At 61.9% G+C, this 17,052-nt stretch carries 14 protein-coding genes, 1 tRNA gene and 1 other RNA gene; 6 read left to right on the top strand and 10 right to left on the bottom strand.

From position 1 onward, the window contains the following. Positions 1-59 precede the first annotated feature (59 nt). Positions 60-584 (bottom strand): peptide-methionine (S)-S-oxide reductase MsrA, encoded by a 525-nt coding sequence (gene msrA, locus ACX80Q_RS09890; RefSeq protein ID WP_459330362.1) that lies wholly within the window; start codon positions 582-584, stop codon positions 60-62. Between the two features lie 119 nt (positions 585-703). On the opposite strand from msrA, the gene ACX80Q_RS09895 reads away from it, so the two are divergent. Together ACX80Q_RS09895 and ACX80Q_RS09900 are read left to right on the top strand one after the other, a co-directional pair. Next, positions 704-1,660 carry a Nif3-like dinuclear metal center hexameric protein gene (locus ACX80Q_RS09895; protein ID WP_459330439.1) on the top strand — a complete coding sequence of 319 codons (957 nt, stop codon included), beginning with the start codon at positions 704-706 and terminating at the stop codon, positions 1,658-1,660. Between the two features lie 48 nt (positions 1,661-1,708). After that, positions 1,709-2,446: a zinc ribbon domain-containing protein gene (locus tag ACX80Q_RS09900; protein WP_459330363.1), complete on the top strand. Its 738-nt coding sequence runs from the start codon at positions 1,709-1,711 to the stop codon at positions 2,444-2,446. A 99-nt stretch (positions 2,447-2,545) separates the two neighbouring features. On the opposite strand, the gene ACX80Q_RS09905 is transcribed toward ACX80Q_RS09900, so the two are convergent. Then, complete coding sequence (locus ACX80Q_RS09905) at positions 2,546-3,310, bottom strand: YaaA family protein (RefSeq protein ID WP_459330364.1); 765 nt, start codon at positions 3,308-3,310, stop codon at positions 2,546-2,548. Positions 3,311-3,552: 242 nt separating this feature from the next. Between ACX80Q_RS09905 and ACX80Q_RS09910 the strand changes: the two genes are divergently transcribed. The 3 genes from ACX80Q_RS09910 to ACX80Q_RS09920 all read left to right on the top strand — a co-directional run bounded on the left by ACX80Q_RS09910 (position 3,553) and on the right by ACX80Q_RS09920 (position 6,831). Then, positions 3,553-5,043, top strand: coding sequence for a glyceraldehyde-3-phosphate dehydrogenase (locus tag ACX80Q_RS09910; protein WP_459330365.1), 1,491 nt, complete (start codon positions 3,553-3,555; stop codon positions 5,041-5,043). Positions 5,044-5,225: 182 nt separating this feature from the next. After that, positions 5,226-5,606: RNase P RNA component class A (gene rnpB, locus ACX80Q_RS09915), an RNA gene on the top strand. Positions 5,607-6,015: 409 nt separating this feature from the next. Next, the gene (locus ACX80Q_RS09920) at positions 6,016-6,831 is read left to right on the top strand and encodes an HNH endonuclease family protein (protein WP_459330366.1); all 816 of its coding nucleotides are present in this window, start codon (positions 6,016-6,018) and stop codon (positions 6,829-6,831) included. Between the two features lie 70 nt (positions 6,832-6,901). Here ACX80Q_RS09920 and ACX80Q_RS09925 read toward each other — a convergent pair whose 3' ends face one another. From ACX80Q_RS09925 to ACX80Q_RS09955, 7 genes are all read right to left on the bottom strand, one after another. Beyond that, the gene (locus ACX80Q_RS09925) at positions 6,902-8,509 is read right to left on the bottom strand and encodes a peptide chain release factor 3 (protein ID WP_459330367.1); all 1,608 of its coding nucleotides are present in this window, start codon (positions 8,507-8,509) and stop codon (positions 6,902-6,904) included. Between the two features lie 110 nt (positions 8,510-8,619). Next, a complete protein-coding gene (locus tag ACX80Q_RS09930) occupies positions 8,620-9,480 on the bottom strand; it encodes an acyltransferase domain-containing protein (RefSeq protein WP_459330368.1) in 861 nt (286 codons plus the stop codon). A gap of 142 nt (positions 9,481-9,622) precedes the next feature. Further along, complete coding sequence (locus tag ACX80Q_RS09935; protein ID WP_459330369.1) at positions 9,623-11,068, bottom strand: sugar porter family MFS transporter; 1,446 nt, start codon at positions 11,066-11,068, stop codon at positions 9,623-9,625. A 233-nt stretch (positions 11,069-11,301) separates the two neighbouring features. Next, on the bottom strand, positions 11,302-11,874 hold the full coding sequence (gene def / locus ACX80Q_RS09940; protein ID WP_459330370.1) for a peptide deformylase: 573 nt from the start codon (positions 11,872-11,874) through the stop codon (positions 11,302-11,304). Positions 11,875-11,993: 119 nt separating this feature from the next. Further along, positions 11,994-12,066 (bottom strand) — tRNA-His (locus tag ACX80Q_RS09945). A 177-nt stretch (positions 12,067-12,243) separates the two neighbouring features. After that, the gene (orn, locus tag ACX80Q_RS09950; RefSeq protein WP_459330371.1) at positions 12,244-12,840 is read right to left on the bottom strand and encodes an oligoribonuclease; all 597 of its coding nucleotides are present in this window, start codon (positions 12,838-12,840) and stop codon (positions 12,244-12,246) included. Positions 12,841-13,152: 312 nt separating this feature from the next. Beyond that, positions 13,153-14,622: a hypothetical protein gene (locus ACX80Q_RS09955; protein WP_459330372.1), complete on the bottom strand. Its 1,470-nt coding sequence runs from the start codon at positions 14,620-14,622 to the stop codon at positions 13,153-13,155. A 96-nt stretch (positions 14,623-14,718) separates the two neighbouring features. Between ACX80Q_RS09955 and mptB the strand changes: the two genes are divergently transcribed. Beyond that, positions 14,719-16,308, top strand: coding sequence for a polyprenol phosphomannose-dependent alpha 1,6 mannosyltransferase MptB (gene mptB / locus ACX80Q_RS09960; protein WP_459330373.1), 1,590 nt, complete (start codon positions 14,719-14,721; stop codon positions 16,306-16,308). Between the two features lie 3 nt (positions 16,309-16,311). Here mptB and ACX80Q_RS09965 read toward each other — a convergent pair whose 3' ends face one another. Continuing rightward, a complete protein-coding gene (locus tag ACX80Q_RS09965; RefSeq protein WP_459330374.1) occupies positions 16,312-17,013 on the bottom strand; it encodes a DNA alkylation repair protein in 702 nt (233 codons plus the stop codon). Between the last annotated feature and the right edge of the window lie 39 nt (positions 17,014-17,052).

Genomic DNA, 17,052 nt, shown 5'->3' on the forward strand with positions numbered 1-17,052 from the left:
CCAAGTGCCCGCGTGGATGGGTGCTTAATTCACAGCGTAGCCAGCGGTTCTGCCGGATTCTAGGCGGTGAGCCACTGGGCGTAATGTTTTCTTACTTTTGCAATCTTGGGGTCGATAATGACCCGGCAATAGCCCACTTCCGGGCGCTTGGCATAAAAGTCCTGATGGTCCGCGGTGGCCTCGTACACGTGGCCCAGGCGCGTCACCTCGGTCACTATAGGGTGTTGCCAATTGGGCTGGTTGCGCACAATGGCGTCCCGGAAGGCGACCTCATCCTCGGCATTGGCGTAGAACATGGATGACCTGTACTGGGTTCCGGTGTCATAGCCCTGCCGGTTCAGCGTGGTGGGGTCATGCTGGGTGAAGAACATGTCCAAGATGATCTCCGCCGGGATGACATCCTCATCGAACGTTACCGAGACCACCTCAGCATGTCCTGTCCGCCCTGAACAGATCTGGTCGTAGCTGGGGTTGGGAACCGCGCCGCCGGTATATCCGGACACCACTGATTCCACACCCCTAGTCATCTGGTAAACGGCATCCAAGCACCAAAAACAACCGCCACCCAATACAAAAGTCTTCATGATCATTTATAAGTCATTATGCGCCGCGTCCATTCCCGCGCCACGCAGGGCCCGCACGCCAGTAAAGTAGGAGCATGAGCAAGGAACCCACTTTTCCCACGCCGCACGCTGTTCCAGACATGGCAGACGCAGAAGCAGAACGCCAGGATTCCCCGGAGGAATCCCCGCAGGACATGGACGACGCTGGCACGGAACCGGATACTGAAGCTGCCGAGCCTGGTAGCCCCGAGGGCCTAGAAACACCCGTGCTTGCGGACGTTTTGCTGGCAGTGGAAGAGCTCTGGCCGGAATCGCTCGCCGAAGACTGGGACCGTGTAGGCCTGGTGGTGGGCCGGCCCGAAGCCGAGGTGGACCGGATCATGTTTGCCGTGGACCCCACCCTGGAGGTTATCGATGAGGCCCTCGACTGGGGGGCCCAACTGCTCATCACTCACCACCCCTTGTTGCTGAAAGGCGTGAATTCAGTAGCCGCAACGTCTGGCAAGGGGAGGGCCATCCACAGGTTGATCGAAGGTGGCTGCGCCCTGCTGACCGTGCACACCAACGGTGACAGCGCCGTGGGCGGTGTTTCCGACGTTCTGGCCGATGCCCTGGGACTCACCGATGTCCAGCCGCTGATGCCCGCAGCCCACGGCCTGGTCGAAGAGGGTATAGGCCGGGTGGGCCTGCTACCAGGTGCTGAAAAGCTCGGCGATTTGGCTGGCCGGGTGTTCCTGACCCTACCCGCCGTGGCCGGTGGTGTGCGGGTTGCGGGTGACAAGGACGCACTGGTGCGCAAAGTAGCCGTATGCGGCGGGTCCGGGGACAGTTTGTTTGATGCTGTGCGTTCCAGTGACGCCGACGTTTTCGTCACGGCAGATCTGCGTCACCATCCGGCGTCGGAAGCTCGTGAGGCAAGGGTTGACGGCAAGCCGTACCTGATAGACCTTTCACACTTTGCCAGCGAATGGCTGTGGCTGCCGGCGGCGGCCAAGGCATTGGGCAACGTGCTGGCAGACCAGGGCTTTGAGGCCGAACTGGTTGTCAGCCAGACCAACACGGATCCGTGGGACTTCATCCTGACCCCCGGCAACTAGGCTGTAACTAGGATTGCACCACCCACTTGATGTAGCAGGAGGACTTACATGGCTAAGGCAGCACCGGCAGAGCAGATGCGTTTGCTGGATATCCAGGTACTGGATGGCAAATTACGGGCTCTAGATGTTCAGGCCAAGGCCCTGAAAGAGGACCCTCGGCTTCCGGATCTACACTCGGGGCTCACCGTGGCCAAGAGCGATCTGGTGGTTCTGGACACGGCCGTCAGCGACGCCCAGCGGGCACTGACAAAGGCCGAAGATGATGTGGCAGCAGTGGTGGCACGCATTGAGCGCGACGACGCCAAGCTCAACAGCGGCACGGGCCTGTCGAAGGACCTCATGGCGTTGCAGAGCGAGCTGGTGTCGCTGAACAAGCGCCGCGGCGAACTTGAAGACACCGAGTTGGAGATCATGGAGGGGTTCGAGGAGGCGACGGCGCGCCAAGGGGCGCAGCAGGCCCTGGTGAAGCAGATGCAGTCGGTGCTTGATGAAGTGGTTGATGAACTGCGCAGCAAACTGGGTGGCCTGAAAATGGAGCGCGACGCCACCCTGGCCGAACGTGCCGAATTGACCGCAACCTTTGCCCCTGAACTGCTGGCCATCTACGAGCGTTCCCTGGCCAAATACGGGGTGGGTGCCGCCCGCTTGTTCCACGGGAAATCGGAAGGATCAGGCATGCACCTCAGTGCGGGGGACTTGGCTGACATTAAGAAGGCAACACCGGAGACGATCGTTTTCTGCCCGGATTCCGGCGCCGTTCTGGTCCGCTCGGACGAGTGGAACTAGCCGCCCCCTAGCAACTGGCCCGCAGAAAACGGCGAAAATGCGCGCTTTTGGCGCGATTTTCGGCGTTTTCTGCGGGCCAGTTGCGTTTGGTGACTAGACTCAGTCCGCCAGGATGATGTTCAGTGCGTGTGGCTTGCGGGATGTGCCGGCCACCAGCTCCACGTGCCATTTTTCGCCGGCAGCCTTGGCTAACTGTTCGGGCGTCTGCGGGTCCTTGCCGCGGCGAGTGACTAGGTGCCGCGCCAGCTCCCCGCGCGTGTGTTTGGCAAAGTGTGAAACCACCTTGCGGGTGCCGTCGCGTTCGGTGAAGACGTTGATGGCCACGGTGTGTTGCGGATCGGGCGTCCATGCTGCGGCGTAGCTGCTGGAGCGGCAATCCACCAGGAGGTGTTCCGCAGCATGCTCATTGAGCGCCGCGGCCAGTTTCGGCTTCCAAAAGCTGGCCAGCTTGCCCAGACCCGGTAGACCCACGGACATGGAAAGCCTGTAGGCCGGAATCCTGTCGCCAAAGCGCACAGCGCCCCACAGCCCGGAAATGACCATCACGGTTGCGTCGGCTTTCTTTTTTTGTGCGACAGTCATGCTGCTGTAGCCCAGGGCATCGAAGAGCACCCCTGTGTAAATGGTGTGGGCCGGGGCTGCCGGTTCCTGGATCAGCCGGGTATTCCGATGCACCTCGTGGGCCAAGGTTGCCCCAACGCCCAGCTGGCTCAACGCGTCGTGCTGCTCGGAGACGGCGGCTAAGGCCATGGCCACCTCCGCCCGTGCCGGTGTCAGCGCGGGGAAGCTGAGCTCGGCCAAGTCCACAGGATTTCCTGCATCGGCGGGGGTCTTACCTTCGGAAGGGGGCAGCAAAATGAGCACACTTGAGCTTAGCGGCCGCTTGACTGCCCACATTCCACCCCCTCCGGCCTCGCGAACGTACAGTTAATGCCGATGTTGGCGCGGAACATAGGCATTAACTGTACGTTCGCGAGGCCCGGGCCGGGGGTTGACGTAGACCGGTCTAGTGAATTGAATCACTGAACTCGCGCGTAGCCCCGGCGCACTGTCACACTGGATTTGGCTTGAACCAAGGGTGTTTTGAGCTAGAAGAGGTTATTTACGTGGTGCAACAACTCGTGACAAACAACTGCGACACAATCTTGGATTCCTGGATTGGACGTGAATCCATGGCGGAAGCAATGATTCCGCTCATCGGCAGGCTCTACCGGGACAACAATGTCCTCACCAGCATCCATGGCCGGTCACTGATCAACCAGTCCGTCATCAGCCTGCTCAAGGCCCACCGCTTTGCCCGCCAGGTTGACGACGTGGAACTTCCCGTGGAAGAAACCCTGCCCCTGCTCCAGGTGCTTGCAACCCTGCAGCTGGGTGCCGCCTCGCTTGACCTGGCCCGGCTCCTCTCCAACTTCAAGGCCTCGGACGAGAGCGACCTGGAGACTTTCCTGCGCACTGAACTGGCCGACGTCGTAGATCGCTTCGGCGCCGACGAGCGCACCAGCACCGATGTGGTCCTGTACGGGTTCGGTCGCATTGGCCGCCTGCTGGCCCGCATCCTCATTGAGCACTCCGGTGGCGGCCACGGTCTGCGCCTGCGCGCCATTGTGGTGCGCAAGGGCGGCGACGCCGATCTGACCAAGCGCGCCAGCCTGCTCCGCCGCGACTCCGTCCACGGTCCGTTCAACGGCACCATCACGGTTGACCAGGAGAACAACATCATCCTGGCCAACGGCACAGCCATCCAGGTCATCTACTCGGACAGCCCGGCCACCATTGACTACACGGCCTACGGCATCCACGACGCCCTGGTGGTGGACAACACGGGCCGCTGGCGCGACGAGGAAGGCCTGTCCCAGCACCTGGCCAGCAAAGGCGTGGCCAAGGTCCTGCTGACGGCGCCGGGCAAGGGCTCGTTGAAGAACATTGTGCACGGCATCAACCACGCCACCATCTCGGCGGAAGACAAGATTGTCACGGCCGCGTCCTGCACCACCAATGCCATCACGCCAGTGTTGAAGGTCCTCAACGACAAATACGGCATTGTGCACGGCCACGTGGAGACAGTCCACTCCTTCACCAATGACCAGAACCTGACGGACAACTTCCACAAGGGTGACCGTCGCGGGCGCTCGGCAGCCTTGAACATGGTGCTGACCGAAACCGGTGCTGCGAAGGCCGTGGCCAAGGCCCTGCCCGAGCTCGAGGGCAAGCTGTCCGGCAACTCGATCCGCGTTCCCACCCCGAACGTGTCCATGGCCATTTTGAACCTGACCCTGGAAAACGGCACCACCAAGGATGAGGTCAACACGTACCTGCGCGACATGTCGCTGAACTCGGGCCTGCGTAAGCAGATCGACTTCATCGATTCCCCTGAGGTTGTCTCCAGCGACTTTGTTGGCTCCCGCCGCGCCGGCATTGTGGACGGCCTGGCGACCATCAGCAACGACAAGCACCTGGTGCTGTACGTCTGGTACGACAACGAATTCGGCTACAGCTGCCAGGTGGTCCGCGTCATGGAGGAAATGGCCGGGGTCCACCCGCGCGCCTTCCCTCTCCTTGACGCCCCTGCCCAGCCGGTAGCGGCGCTCGTCTAGCGTTTGGCACCTAAGGCGGGTCCGGCGTCGAACGTGAATGTTCGACGCCGGACCCGCCTTTTGCGTGCCAGCCCACCTCGGGTGCGTCCCCGGCAGGACGCCCAAGCAGCTAGCGTCCACAGGGCTCCCCAAACTGGCTGCGCTCGTTTGTGGCCCCTCGCCCTGTAGACTTAGTCACTGGATAGGGCAGCTAGGCAACCGCGCGTCACGCAAGTGGCTCGAGGAACGTCCGGGCTCCACAGAACAGGGTGGTGGGTAACGCCCACTCGGGGTAACCCGCAGGACAGTGCCACAGAGAATAGACCGCCCGCACGGCTTCGGCCGTAAGCTGGTAAGGGTGAAACGGTGGTGTAAGAGACCACCAGTTCCCTAGGTGACTAGGGAAGCTAGGTAAACCCCACCCGGAGCAAGGCCAGACAGGGCATGTTTGAGGGCTGTTCGCCCGAGTGTCTGGGTAGGCTGCTAGAGGGCGTCGGCAACGGCGTTCGTAGATGGATGGTTGCCTCTCCGCCGCGGGTAACTGCGGCGGATGACAAAACCCGGCGTAACGGCTGCCCTATCCAACTTCATGGCGTGTGTTCCCGTTTTTGCACGGGGCGGGCACGCCTATTTGTCTCTGCTCTGCGGCTTGGCCGGTCCGCCGCGAAAACGGTCATGGGTAGCTTTTTAGGATTCTTGTGCTGACCGTAGCCACAAAATACCGTGTGTAACCATGCATCTCGCAGTTACGGTCAGTAGACGTGGAATCTCGTGAAATATGGTTCGCCGTCGCCGTCGCCATTGTGAACGGGTTGTCTGCCAAGGGTAACTGGCCTGTGGATAACCGGCGCCACCATCACCGCCACCCCTCTAGACTTAGTGTGACCGAATTACCGGCACTACAACGCTTCGGCTACAGACTCCCACTGTCCAAGTTCGCGCAGACTTGCGGCCGAGTCCAGGCTTGGGGTGGGTCAGGGGTGAGGATGTCCCATGGCACGGCACGCACAGGAGTTCACCCAACAGCGCACCGACAAGCCCACTAATAAGGTGCCAACGGCTCCCGTGCGGGCGGCCGCCCTGCTGGCCGTTGTGGTCCTGGTGGTTTTGGCCGGCTGGCTGCACAGCTCGGGTCGTTGGCCGTTTATGCAGGATGCCGGTCCAGCGCCCGCTTTCACCACACCGTCGCCAGCACTGGGCCGGCCGGTGGTGATCCTCTCGCCCGCAACAGCCCTGGCCGTATTGGAAACCCTTCAGGTCAAGGGCAAGGCGCCACCCACCGACTATCAGCGCAGTGCTTTCGGCGAAGCGTGGTTGGATGCGGATGCCAATGGCTGCGACACCCGCAATGACGTGCTGCGCCGAGATCTAGCGGCGGTGCAGTTCACGGCCGGATCGCTGTGTCTTGTGGCAGCCGGGACGCTGAACGAGCCATACATCGGCAAAAATGTGCCATTCCAACGCGGCAAAGACAGCAGCGCGGCCGTCCAAATTGATCACGTGGTGGCCTTGGGCAATGCCTGGCAAACGGGAGCCGCCGCACTGACTCCGGTGCAACGGCAAAGCTTGGCCAATGATCCGCTCAATCTTCTGGCCGTGGATGGTGACGCCAACCAGGACAAGGGCGCTTCGGATGCCGCCAGCTGGCTGCCGCCCTCAAAGAAGTTCCGCTGCCACTATGTGGCCCGGCAAATATCAGTCAAGGCTGCTTATCGGCTGTGGGTGACGCCTGCGGAGAAAGGAGCGATGGTAAACGTTCTGGGCCGCTGCCCCCAACAGGCGGCGCTGGCCAGTGGCTACCTCAAATAGCCTTAAATGCCAGCGAGGTGGAGTGTTTGCATAGTCGCAAGTACTCCACCTCGCTGGGCCGGCACAGAAGTTATTCGCGCTTGGTGCCGATCTCCGTCAGGGGGAGTTCCGGGTAGTTCTTTTCGACCCGGCGCATGGCCCAAATGTCGTTGAACAGTGCCAGGAATTCACCATCACTGCGCTCAAGAACCTCAGCGCCGTGGACGGTGCTCAGCGTGGCTGCGGCGTCCGGCGTCGTGAGCCTGGCCAGAGTATAAGGGAGGCGCTCCAGGCGCATGGGGGCGTTGAAATCGTGGTGCATGCGGTCTTCAACCACTTCAAACTGCATGGGTCCCACGGCAGCCAACACGGGTGCCTGATCTCCGCGCAGGTCCGAGCGCAGCACCTGGATGACGCCCTCGTGCTCCAACTGCTCAATGCCGCGGCGGAACTGCTTGTACTTGCTGGGGTCCTTGGAGCGGGCCACCTGGAAGTGCTCGGGGGCGAACAGCGGAATGGCCGGGTACTCCACCGGCTCCTCAACAAACAAGGTGTCGCCCACGCGCAGGGTGGAGGCGTTGACCAAGCCAACAACGTCGCCCGGGAAAGCTGTGTCGATGACTTCACGGTCGCGGCCAAAGACTTGCTGGGCGTACTTGGTGGCGAAAGACTTACCGGTTCGGGTTTGCGTGACGACCATGCCGCGCTCAAACATGCCGGAGCAGACGCGGATGAACGCCACGTGATCGCGGTGTGCCTGGTTCATGCCGGCCTGAACCTTGAACACAAAGCCGGAGAACGGTGCCTCCACGGGACGGGTCTCGCCGCTCACATCGGGGCGTGGTGAGGCCGGCGGGGCAAAGTCCACCAGGGTGTCCAGGATCTGCTTCACACCAAAGTTCAGTGCGGCGGAAGAGAACAGCAGGGGAGTGGCCTTGCCGGCGTAGAACGCTTCCAAGTCCAGAGGCGCGTCGGTGTCGACCACCAGGCTGGCTTCCTCGACGGAGTCGTCCCAGGCGTCGCCTTCGGATTCCGCGGCCGCCTCGGGGGTCATGTATTCGGTCAGGGCGATCTGGGCGCCGGAGCTGTTGCGGGCAAACTTGGCAAACTCGTTGCGACGAATGTCCCACACGCCGCGGAAGTCGCCGGCAATGCCGATGGCCCACGTCAGTGGCATGGGGGTGAGCCCGGTGCGCTCGGTGATTTCATCCATCAGTTCCAGCGGATCCAGGCCGGGACGGTCCCACTTGTTGATGACAGTGATGATGGGCAGGTTGCGCTGGCGGCACACCTCAAAGAGCTTCATGGTCTGGGTTTCCAGGCCCTTACCGGCGTCGACCAGCATGACAGCACAATCAACAGCCGCCAGCACGCGGTAAGTATCTTCGGAGAAGTCGGCGTGGCCGGGGGTGTCGAGCAGGTTGATGACGGTGTCGCGGTAGGAGAACTGCAGCGCCGCGGAACTGATCGAGATGCCGCGGTCCTTCTCCATCTGCTGCCAGTCGGAGACCGTGTCCTTGCGGTTGGACTTGCCGTTGGTGGCGCCGGCAGTTCCAATCACCTTGGCATGCAACGCCAACGCTTCCGTCAGCGTGGACTTACCCGCATCAGGGTGCGAAATAACGGCGAAAGTTCGACGGCGTTCGGCCTGGCCGGTAATTTCGGTGGCGCGGGCGGGGGATTGGGCCGGAGAGGACACAAGACTACTTTCTAGCGGCGAAAAGAATGTTCAAGCAGAGGCAGGACACCAACTATCAAGTTTACCGCAGCGTTAGGGCGGCAAGTTGGCAGGTACGGCGGCGGCGCCGTCTAGCGGGGCAGTTCCAGTGACCCGAAGCCCAACTGCCAGGCACCTCCGGCATCGATGCGCTCCAGGACCACCCTTTGCAACGCTGTCGCCCGGGGAAGTGCGTCCAGGTTTTCCATGCTGCGGGTACGGAAGGTGAAGTACACAGCGTCGGTGGGTTCATCGCGGGGTTCCCCGTAGGGAGTGAACATCGCGGCGAAGGCGGCAATGTTGGTGCCGGGCTCCAGATGTTCGGCCAGGTAGGGATCCAGCAACCAAGATTCGCAGTTGGCTGTGGTGACCGGCTTGTCGGCAAAGTGCGCGGCAAAGAAGGGTCGGGCCAGGGCCAGGCTCTGTGCCACGGCGTCCTTGCCCAATCCGCCGCCTTCGGGGATGTGGACGCCCAGGATCCATTCGCCGGGGCCAACGCCGGGGATGGCTGCTGTGGGCTGGTGGATCAGGTACTGCAGGCGGCCCAGCTGGTAGATGCGGCCGGAAAATAGGTGGTTTAGCCACTTGTAGGTGTCCATGCCGAAGCGGTTGTGGACGCGCCGGCTGACGGCCATCTGGCGGCCAAAGTCCGCCAGGGTGGCGCGGGAAACGGCGTCGGGAATGGCGCGCCCGGCATGCCACTGAAGAAGTGTGGGGACAAAGTCCATCATGGCGCGCAGCCAGTCAAGCTCCGTGACCGGGGCTTCATCGCTGCCAAGTTCCGGCACCGAATCATCCGCAATACCAAGGCGTTCCACAAGATACTGGTGCACAGTGGACGCGGCCGGGCTGAGCGGGAACTCCAAGAGTGCCAGGCAATCGGCCCGGTCCTCGGGGGCAACGCCCAAGTAGTCAAGTGTCAGGTCAGGGCTCATGGCGGTGCGGGATGTCATGGGCCTAGTTTAGCGAACCCGCGGATACGGCACTGTCACCCATTGCTCGTGGAGCTGCGCATGGTTTGTGGTGTATCTGGCGCCAGTTTGAAAGCTGCGCCAGATGCACCACGGACCACGCGCCGCTTGCCAAGAAGCGGGGCTACTGCTCGGCTTTGGGCTTCTTCACAAACAACGTTTCGGCCTGTTCAAGGGACATGCCGTTGGTTTCGGGGATCTTGAACATGACAAAGAAGAAGGAGGCAGCCGCAAAGAGGGCGTACATCCCATAGGTCAGCGGCAGTGACGCCGCGGCCATGGCCGGGAACGTCAGGGTGATCAGGAAGTTGGCAACCCATTGGGCGGCGGCGGCCAGGCCAAGGGCCCTGGCACGGATGCGTGACGGGAAAATCTCGCCCAGGAGCACCCAGACCAGCGGTCCCCAGGATGCGCCAAAGCTGACCACAAATACGTTCGCCGCAACCAAGGCGATAGGTCCCCAGGCGCCGGGCAGGCTGATGTCCGAGCCGCTACCCGTTGCTGCTGAGAACGCCAGGGCCATGGTGCCCAGGGAGACGGCCATGCCGATGGAACCCGTGAGCAGGATGGGTCGGCGGCCGATCCTGTCCACCAGGGCGATGGCAACGAGGGTCACCAAAATATTGACCACTGCTGTCACCACCGAGATGGTCAGGGAGTCCTTCTCCTGGAAGCCCACAGCCTGCCACAGTGTGGTGGAGTAGTAGAAGATGACGTTGATGCCAACGAACTGCTGCAGCACGGAGAGGATGATGCCTATCCACACCACCGGCATGAGGCCAAGGCGCTTGCCTCGCAGGGAGCCCTTCTTGGCTGAGAGGGAATCTTCCTTGACCGCATCCTTGATCTCGCGGATGCTGCGTTCGGTGTCATCATCCGGGGCAATGGTTGCAAAGACCTTCGCGGCTTCTTCTTCCTTGCCCTGAAGGACTAGGAAGCGAGGGGACTCGGGCAGGACAAAAGCAATCCAGCCGTAAGCAATGGCCGGGATCACGCCGGCCAGGAACATCCAGCGCCAGGCAGGGAGCCCGAGCCACAGTTCCTGCGCCGCGCCGCCGGCAGCATTGGCAAACAAGGCGTCAGAGAGAAGCGCGGCGAAGATGCCAATGGTGATGGCGAGCTGCTGCAAGGAAGCCAGCCGGCCGCGGTGCCGTCGCGGAGAAATCTCGGAAATGTAGGCGGGGGCGATCACCGAGGCCAAACCAATCCCCAGACCGCCCACCAGCCGCCAGAAGATCAGGTCGATGACGTTGAACGCCAGCCCGGTGCCCAGTGCGCTGATCAAAAAGAGCGCGGCGCCGAGTTTCATGGCGGGGATGCGGCCCTTGGCATCGGCGATCTTGCCCGCCATGAAGGCACCCACTGCGCAACCAAGAAGTGCGACGGCGACGGCGAACCCCGTGAGGGTGTCGCCCAGTTTGAAGTCACCCTGGATGGCGTCGACGGCGCCGTTGACCACTGAAGAGTCAAAGCCAAAGAGGAAGCCGCCCACGGCGCCGGCCACGGCAAGACCCACCACCTTGCGCGGGATGGCCTTTGCGGCGGAGTGTGGAGTGCTGGTGCTGGACATGGTTCCCCCTTGTGGCCGTCATTCATGAGGGAACTGGCCGGGTCGGCAAAAAGAGCAGATTAATCTCTAAGCCAAGCTACTCCATGCCGGTAAACGGCAGAGCAAAATATGCCGTGCGCGATCCCGTGAGAAATGACTCATGGGAGCTGTGCCACAGTGCGAGCGAGAGTTGGGTGGGCCCACGCCCGCGAGGGCCCCGCTGCGAGCTTGCGAGCAGTGGGAGCGGGTGGGGATCAGTGCCCGAACGGGTCTGGATCCACTCCTGGCATCCAGGTCAGGCCGGGCACACCCCAGCCGTTGTTCTTGGCCGAACGCTTGGCCTTCTTGGCGTAGCGGGCATTGAGCCTGTCCACGTAGAGCTTGCCGTCCAGGTGGTCGTACTCGTGCTGCATGCAGCGGGCAAACCAGCCGGTGGCCTCAAAGTCCAGGGGGTTACCGTCCACGTCGAATCCGCGCACGCGCACCCATTCGGCCCGCTTGAGGGGGAAATCAATGCCGGGCACCGAGAGGCATCCCTCGACTTCGTCATCGGGATCCGGGGTGTTGCCGGAAATCTTTCCCACCGTGAGCGTGGGGTTCACCACCACGCCCCGGGCGGGGACGCCGTCGTCGTTCTCCATTTGGTAGGTGAAAATACGCAGGCCAACACCAATCTGCGGTGCCGCCAGGCCCACCCCGTTGGCTGCGTCCATGGTTTCGTGCATGTCCGCCACAAGCTTCTTGAGGTCCTCGTCAAAAGTCTTGACTTCATCGGCGCGGCGGTGGAGCACGGGCTCACCCAAAATGGTCACGGGGAGGATGGTCATGACGGATTCCTTTTCATGCTCGGGATCAGGCTCGCGGTTTGCATCTTTGATGGCAATGAAAAACACCCCGATCAAATGACCGGGGTGTTTTTGCGATTCCTCACAGAATCGCTTTTCGGGGTGAGATACGGGGTTTGAACCCGCGACCTCCTGGACCACAACCAGGCGCTCTGCCAACTGAGCTAATCCCACCATGTCCGCTTCAACCACAGCAACACCCTTTTGGAATGTCCTCTGCGCTTTTGGCAACGTCGAATAGTCTACACGAGCTGCGGGGTGGTCAAAACCAAAACCGGACCTTTCGCCTCTTTTGTGAGCTAGATCGCGTTTTTCTGGCGGAACCTGCCCGGAAACACGGGAAACCTGGCTCTAGTACTTGGCCGCAATCTTCTTGGCTGTGTTGGTGTCGGGACCCGGTGCGGGAACAAAGACGGCTTCACGGTAGTACTTGAGTTCGTTGATGCTGTCCAAGATGTCGCCCAGGGCGCGGTGCCCGCCCGTCTTGGGTGGCGATTGGAAGTAGGCGCGCGTGTACCAGCGGCGGGAGAGCTCCTTGATGGTGGAAACGTCGATGACCCGGTAGTGCAGGTGCTCCACCAGCTCGGGCATGTCACGGCTGAGGAAAACCTTGTCGGTGCCGATCGAGTTTCCGGCCAGCGGGGCCTTGTTGGGCTGGGGTACGTACTTTTGGATGTACGCCAGCACCTGTGCCTGCGCGTCCTCCATGGTGGTGCCGCCGGCCAGTTCATCCAACAGTTTCGAGGACGTGTGCATCTCGCGCACAAAGTCACCCATCTGCGCCAGGGCCTCGTCGCTGGGCTTGATGACAACGTCAACGCCCTCGCCCAGGATGTTCAGCTCCGAATCCGTCACCAGTGCCGCCACCTCGATCAGGGCGTCGTTGACGGCGTCCAGGCCGGTCATCTCACAGTCAATCCACACAATGCGTTCATTATTAATAGCCACGCGTCCAATGTACCGTGAACCCCGTCGCGCCCGCGGCCCCGCTTCATGGTGCCAGGCAGCCGTTCGGGGGATTGGGTCTCAGGGCAGCCCGCCGCTGTGCAGCCCGCAGGGGCGGGCCAGGCAATCTGAGTCCCGATGTGTGGCTGTAGACCGAAACCGCAGTGGTGCCACGGTGTGGCAGCAACCGAGGGCTGAGGCCGGCACCCGGCAGGGTGCCGGAGGCAGCGGCCACTCTGTGAATAGCGAAGGCCTGATTCCGCGTAAGAATGCCAGGAGTTTATGCCACGGACATGGCGCTGTCCAGACTCGGCGCTACCTCGGCGAAGCGTCAGCGGAGGATTCGGCGTCGTGCGGGGTAGCTGTGGCCGGGATGCGGCCCAGCAGGAACAACTGACGCACACTCCACACAAACAAGATCACCAACAGCACGTTTCGCGCGGTCAGCACGGCAGCCATGAGGGGATTGTTGTTGGAAAGGTCGTTGTAAAAAAGCGGAAAGACGAGGAACGTGAGCATGGCAATGCCAATGAGCATCGCAGCCGGAACCCGCCACGCCTTCCATTGGTAGGCCAGGCCCACGGCAACAGCCGGTCCAAGCCACACCATGAACTGGGGGGAGCCCACCTTGTTGAACACCACGAACGCCGTGGTCAGGGCAAGCGAGCCGAACAGCAGCAGGGAGGTCCGGTCGGCGCCACCGCTTCGCTTGCCCGTGTGCAGGGCCCAGAAAATCAGGCCCGCCACCAGCAGCGCAGCCGCCACCAGCAGGGGCTGCATGAGAAAACTCATGACCTCTGTGCCGGGGCCGTCCACCTGCATGGAGTTGATGTCCTGGTTCATGTACATGTGCGCGTCGCCAATGCCGAGCACGCTCATCCACAGCCAAGGGGTGGTGAAGGTGGCCTCGAGCTGCATGCCGCGGTCGCCCTGTTCCAGCAGGAAATTGAGCAGTTTGTGGCCCGAATTCATGCTCAGGGCCAGCACCACCGCGAAGGCTGTGACCAGCATGCCGGCCAGCACCACACTGACCCGCTGCTTCACCACTGTAAACAATGCAAGGACGACGGCGGCCGGCCAGACTTTTGTCCAGGTCGCCACGCTGAGGATGAAGGACGTCAGGAAGGGGCTGGCCACACCGAAGGACAAGGCTATGAGAACCACAGGGGCTGTGAGCCCATCAACCCGGGCAAAGCCCAGCCACGCCATCAAGGTGGTGAAGGAAATCCACCACAGGGCGGCCGGAATGGCCTGACGCTTTTTACCCCAACTGGTGAGTTTGCCCACGGCCAGGGTGTTCAACACTGCGATCATCAAAACCCAGATGAACAGGAAGGGGCTCTCGCCAAAGACGTAGGCCACGGCCATGGGGACCAGCGCCAAAATGGGGTAAACCCAGGGGCTGGGGCCCAGCACGCGGGTCTCGTCGAAGTCGATTGAGGCCCAGATGCGGTAGATGAAAGTGTCGCTATATGCTTCCCCTCGCAGGGACAACAGGGCCGCAAATCCAAGGAACACCAGATGAATCACAGCAAAGACGCTCCACATGCCCCAGGGAGTTTTCAGCCAGTTCTGGATCCGGGCGGGCAGTATTGCATCCCGTAGGCGGGCAAGGGTGGAAAAAAACGTGTCCGTGGAGATGGTCCAGTCCTTCTTGAGTTTGGCGGTGGCCCGGGCCGGGTGCTGGCAATCCTTAGGCGGTGGTTGGTGTTTGGCCCGTGTACGTAGGAGATGCTCAGCTGGAGTGGGTAGAATGCCAAGAACGGAGTCCTTGGCTGTTTTCATATTAGCGCAGCCGGTACTTAATCCCCGGGTTCGCCCGCCCATGTGAACGCCAAACGGGCCTGCCACGAGGGTCAAAGATAGTTCAGGAGTTTGTTGTTGAGCCGCACTGACGTTGCCATGCCGGAGATGAGGAACAGGGTGTTCGCAAAACTGCCTTTTCGCACCGGCACCTCATCCTCGGCCATCTGGCAGGGCTTTGCCGGTTCAGTGATGCTGATGCTGGGCTCCCTCGGCGTTGGTTGGCTGGCCAGCAGCTCAGTGCTCATCAGGACGCCCCTGTTCATACTGGCGCGGACCACCCCCGCAGCCGTCATCTGTGCAACGGTCCTGTTGTGTCTGGGCGCACTGCTGATGTTCAGGGCATGGCTGAGGCTGAGCCAACACTTGAGTGCCTGGCACGACGACGCCGGGCCTGTCCTACGGAAAGCCCTCATCCTCTGGGTGGCGCCCATGATGCTCGCGTTGCCGCTCTTCAGCCGTGACGCCTACGCCTACATTGGCCAGGGCCGGCTCATGCAACAGGGCCTTGACCCCTATACCAACGGGATTTCTTCGCTCAACAACTACTTCCTGCTGGGCCCGGACACCCTGTGGACCGAAGCCCCTACGCCCTACGGTCCGTTGTGGTTGTGGCTGGAACATTTGGCGGTGCTGATCCCTGCCAACAGCCCCGAAATTGCGCTCATTCCGTTCCGACTGGCCAGTCTTGCCGGCGTGGTGCTGCTGGCCGTCTACGTGCCCAAGCTGGCGGCCCGCCACGGCTTCAACCCGCACCGGGCACTGTGGCTTGCCGTTTTGAACCCCGTGACATTGATGAATTTCATTGCCAGCGTGCACAACGATTCGCTCATGATGGGTCTTGTGGTGGCGGGCCTGTACTACGCCAGCACCAAGCGGGCCGTGGTGGGCATTTTGTTTGTCACCGCCTCCATCGCCATCAAGCCCATCACGCTGATTGCGCTGCCCTTTGTGGGGCTGTTGTGGGCCGGGTCCAAGGCCGGGTGGGTGCGTAAATTTGCCATCTGGGCTGCGACGCTGGGCATTTCCATGGCCGTCATGGGGGCCATGGGAGCCGTGAACGGTCTTGGGTTCGGCTGGTTGGCGGCCCTTCAAACCCCCGGCACCATCTGGCATTGGTACGCTCCAGTGGGCATTGGCTCGGTTTCGTTGGGGTCCCTCATTGACTGGTTGGGCGGCGACGGTACCCCCGTAGCTGACGGCATCCAAAAGGTTGCCCAGGTCATCTCCATTTTGATCGTCATGGCTCTGGCGTTCGTCAAAATCCGCTTGGGGCCTTCGGGGGGACTCGGCGCAGATCTGCCCGAACCTCAGCGGTACAGTTACGCCGTGGTGCGCCGTATGGCATGGGCTTTCGCGGCCGTGGTTCTGCTGGCCCCCATGATTCAGCCGTGGTACGCCGTGTGGTTGCTGGCATTCTTCGCCATAACAGGGATCAACGACGGCTGGGCACTGCGCACAGTCTTCTATCTCAGTGCGTTCTTCATCCTGATCGCACTCACGGACCAGTTGAGCGTTTTCCCGTGGATTTCCATGGAGGCGGTGCGCAGCATTGCTGTTGTTGTTGCCCTGCTCGGCATTCTGTACATCACCCTATGGGATAGGAAGACCAGCGAACTTTTCAAGCGGAACAAGCCCGCCCAGCGAACGTCCGCGGTAAAAAACTGATCCTTAAGCAGTCAGATGCTTCAGCGCCTCCCGCTGTGACAGCGGGCTCAGCAGGCTCGCATGGTCCGCAACATAGCGGCGCACCCAAGCCGGATCAGTCTTGGCATGTTGGCGCAGCGCCCACCCGATGGCCTTGCGAATGAAGAATTCCTTGTCCGCCAGATTCGGTGCCATGACGTCGCTGAGCAGTTGCGTGTCCGTGGCCGCCTTGGCGGGCAATTGCGCAATGATGGTTGCCCGGCGGAACCAGAAGTTCGGGCGCACGCTCCACTCCCGCAACACCGGATCCATGGTTTCGCGGTGCTGTTGCAGGAGCTCGTTCAGGCGCGGCGCCACCGAATCCACATAGTCCCACCATTGCCCCGTCTCAATCACCACGGCGTAAAACGGCAGCAGCCCCAACTCGCCCCGGGCCAGACGCGAGTCGGTGAGCATGATGGCCGAGTACCGTTCCTCCCGAAATTGCGCACTCTCCCACAAGGCTGTGGCCGTGGCGTGCAGCTGCCCCACGGTGCTGAAGGGGTGTTCCCTGACCAGGGTCCGCACGGTTTTGCGCACGGACGGGGAGGGCACGCCCAAGTACGGCATGGTCGATTTCATGTAGGCGGCCATGCCCGCGGCCTTTTCCGGGAGGGCCGCCTCCGCCAAGGCGGGGCGCAGGGCGGTGAGGAACAAGGCGTTGGGGGAGCCGGCGTCGAACGTCATTTCCTCAGCGTAGTGGCCTTGGGTACTGTGGTTCCAATA

The sequence above is a fragment of the Arthrobacter sp. HLT1-20 genome (assembly GCF_054510895.1).

What these genes read in the sequence shown, in the direction of transcription:
- msrA (WP_459330362.1), bottom strand. Translation starts at nt 584, where the DNA reads ATGAAGACTTTTGTATTGGGTGGCGGTTGTTTTTGGTGCTTGGATGCC.
- ACX80Q_RS09895 (WP_459330439.1), top strand. Translation starts at nt 704, where the DNA reads ATGGCAGACGCAGAAGCAGAACGCCAGGATTCCCCGGAGGAATCCCCG.
- ACX80Q_RS09900 (WP_459330363.1), top strand. Translation starts at nt 1,709, where the DNA reads ATGGCTAAGGCAGCACCGGCAGAGCAGATGCGTTTGCTGGATATCCAG.
- ACX80Q_RS09920 (WP_459330366.1), top strand. Translation starts at nt 6,016, where the DNA reads ATGGCACGGCACGCACAGGAGTTCACCCAACAGCGCACCGACAAGCCC.
- ACX80Q_RS09930 (WP_459330368.1), bottom strand. Translation starts at nt 9,480, where the DNA reads ATGACATCCCGCACCGCCATGAGCCCTGACCTGACACTTGACTACTTG.
- ACX80Q_RS09935 (WP_459330369.1), bottom strand. Translation starts at nt 11,068, where the DNA reads ATGTCCAGCACCAGCACTCCACACTCCGCCGCAAAGGCCATCCCGCGC.
- def (WP_459330370.1), bottom strand. Translation starts at nt 11,874, where the DNA reads ATGACCATCCTCCCCGTGACCATTTTGGGTGAGCCCGTGCTCCACCGC.
- ACX80Q_RS09955 (WP_459330372.1), bottom strand. Translation starts at nt 14,622, where the DNA reads ATGAAAACAGCCAAGGACTCCGTTCTTGGCATTCTACCCACTCCAGCT.
- ACX80Q_RS09965 (WP_459330374.1), bottom strand. Translation starts at nt 17,013, where the DNA reads ATGACGTTCGACGCCGGCTCCCCCAACGCCTTGTTCCTCACCGCCCTG.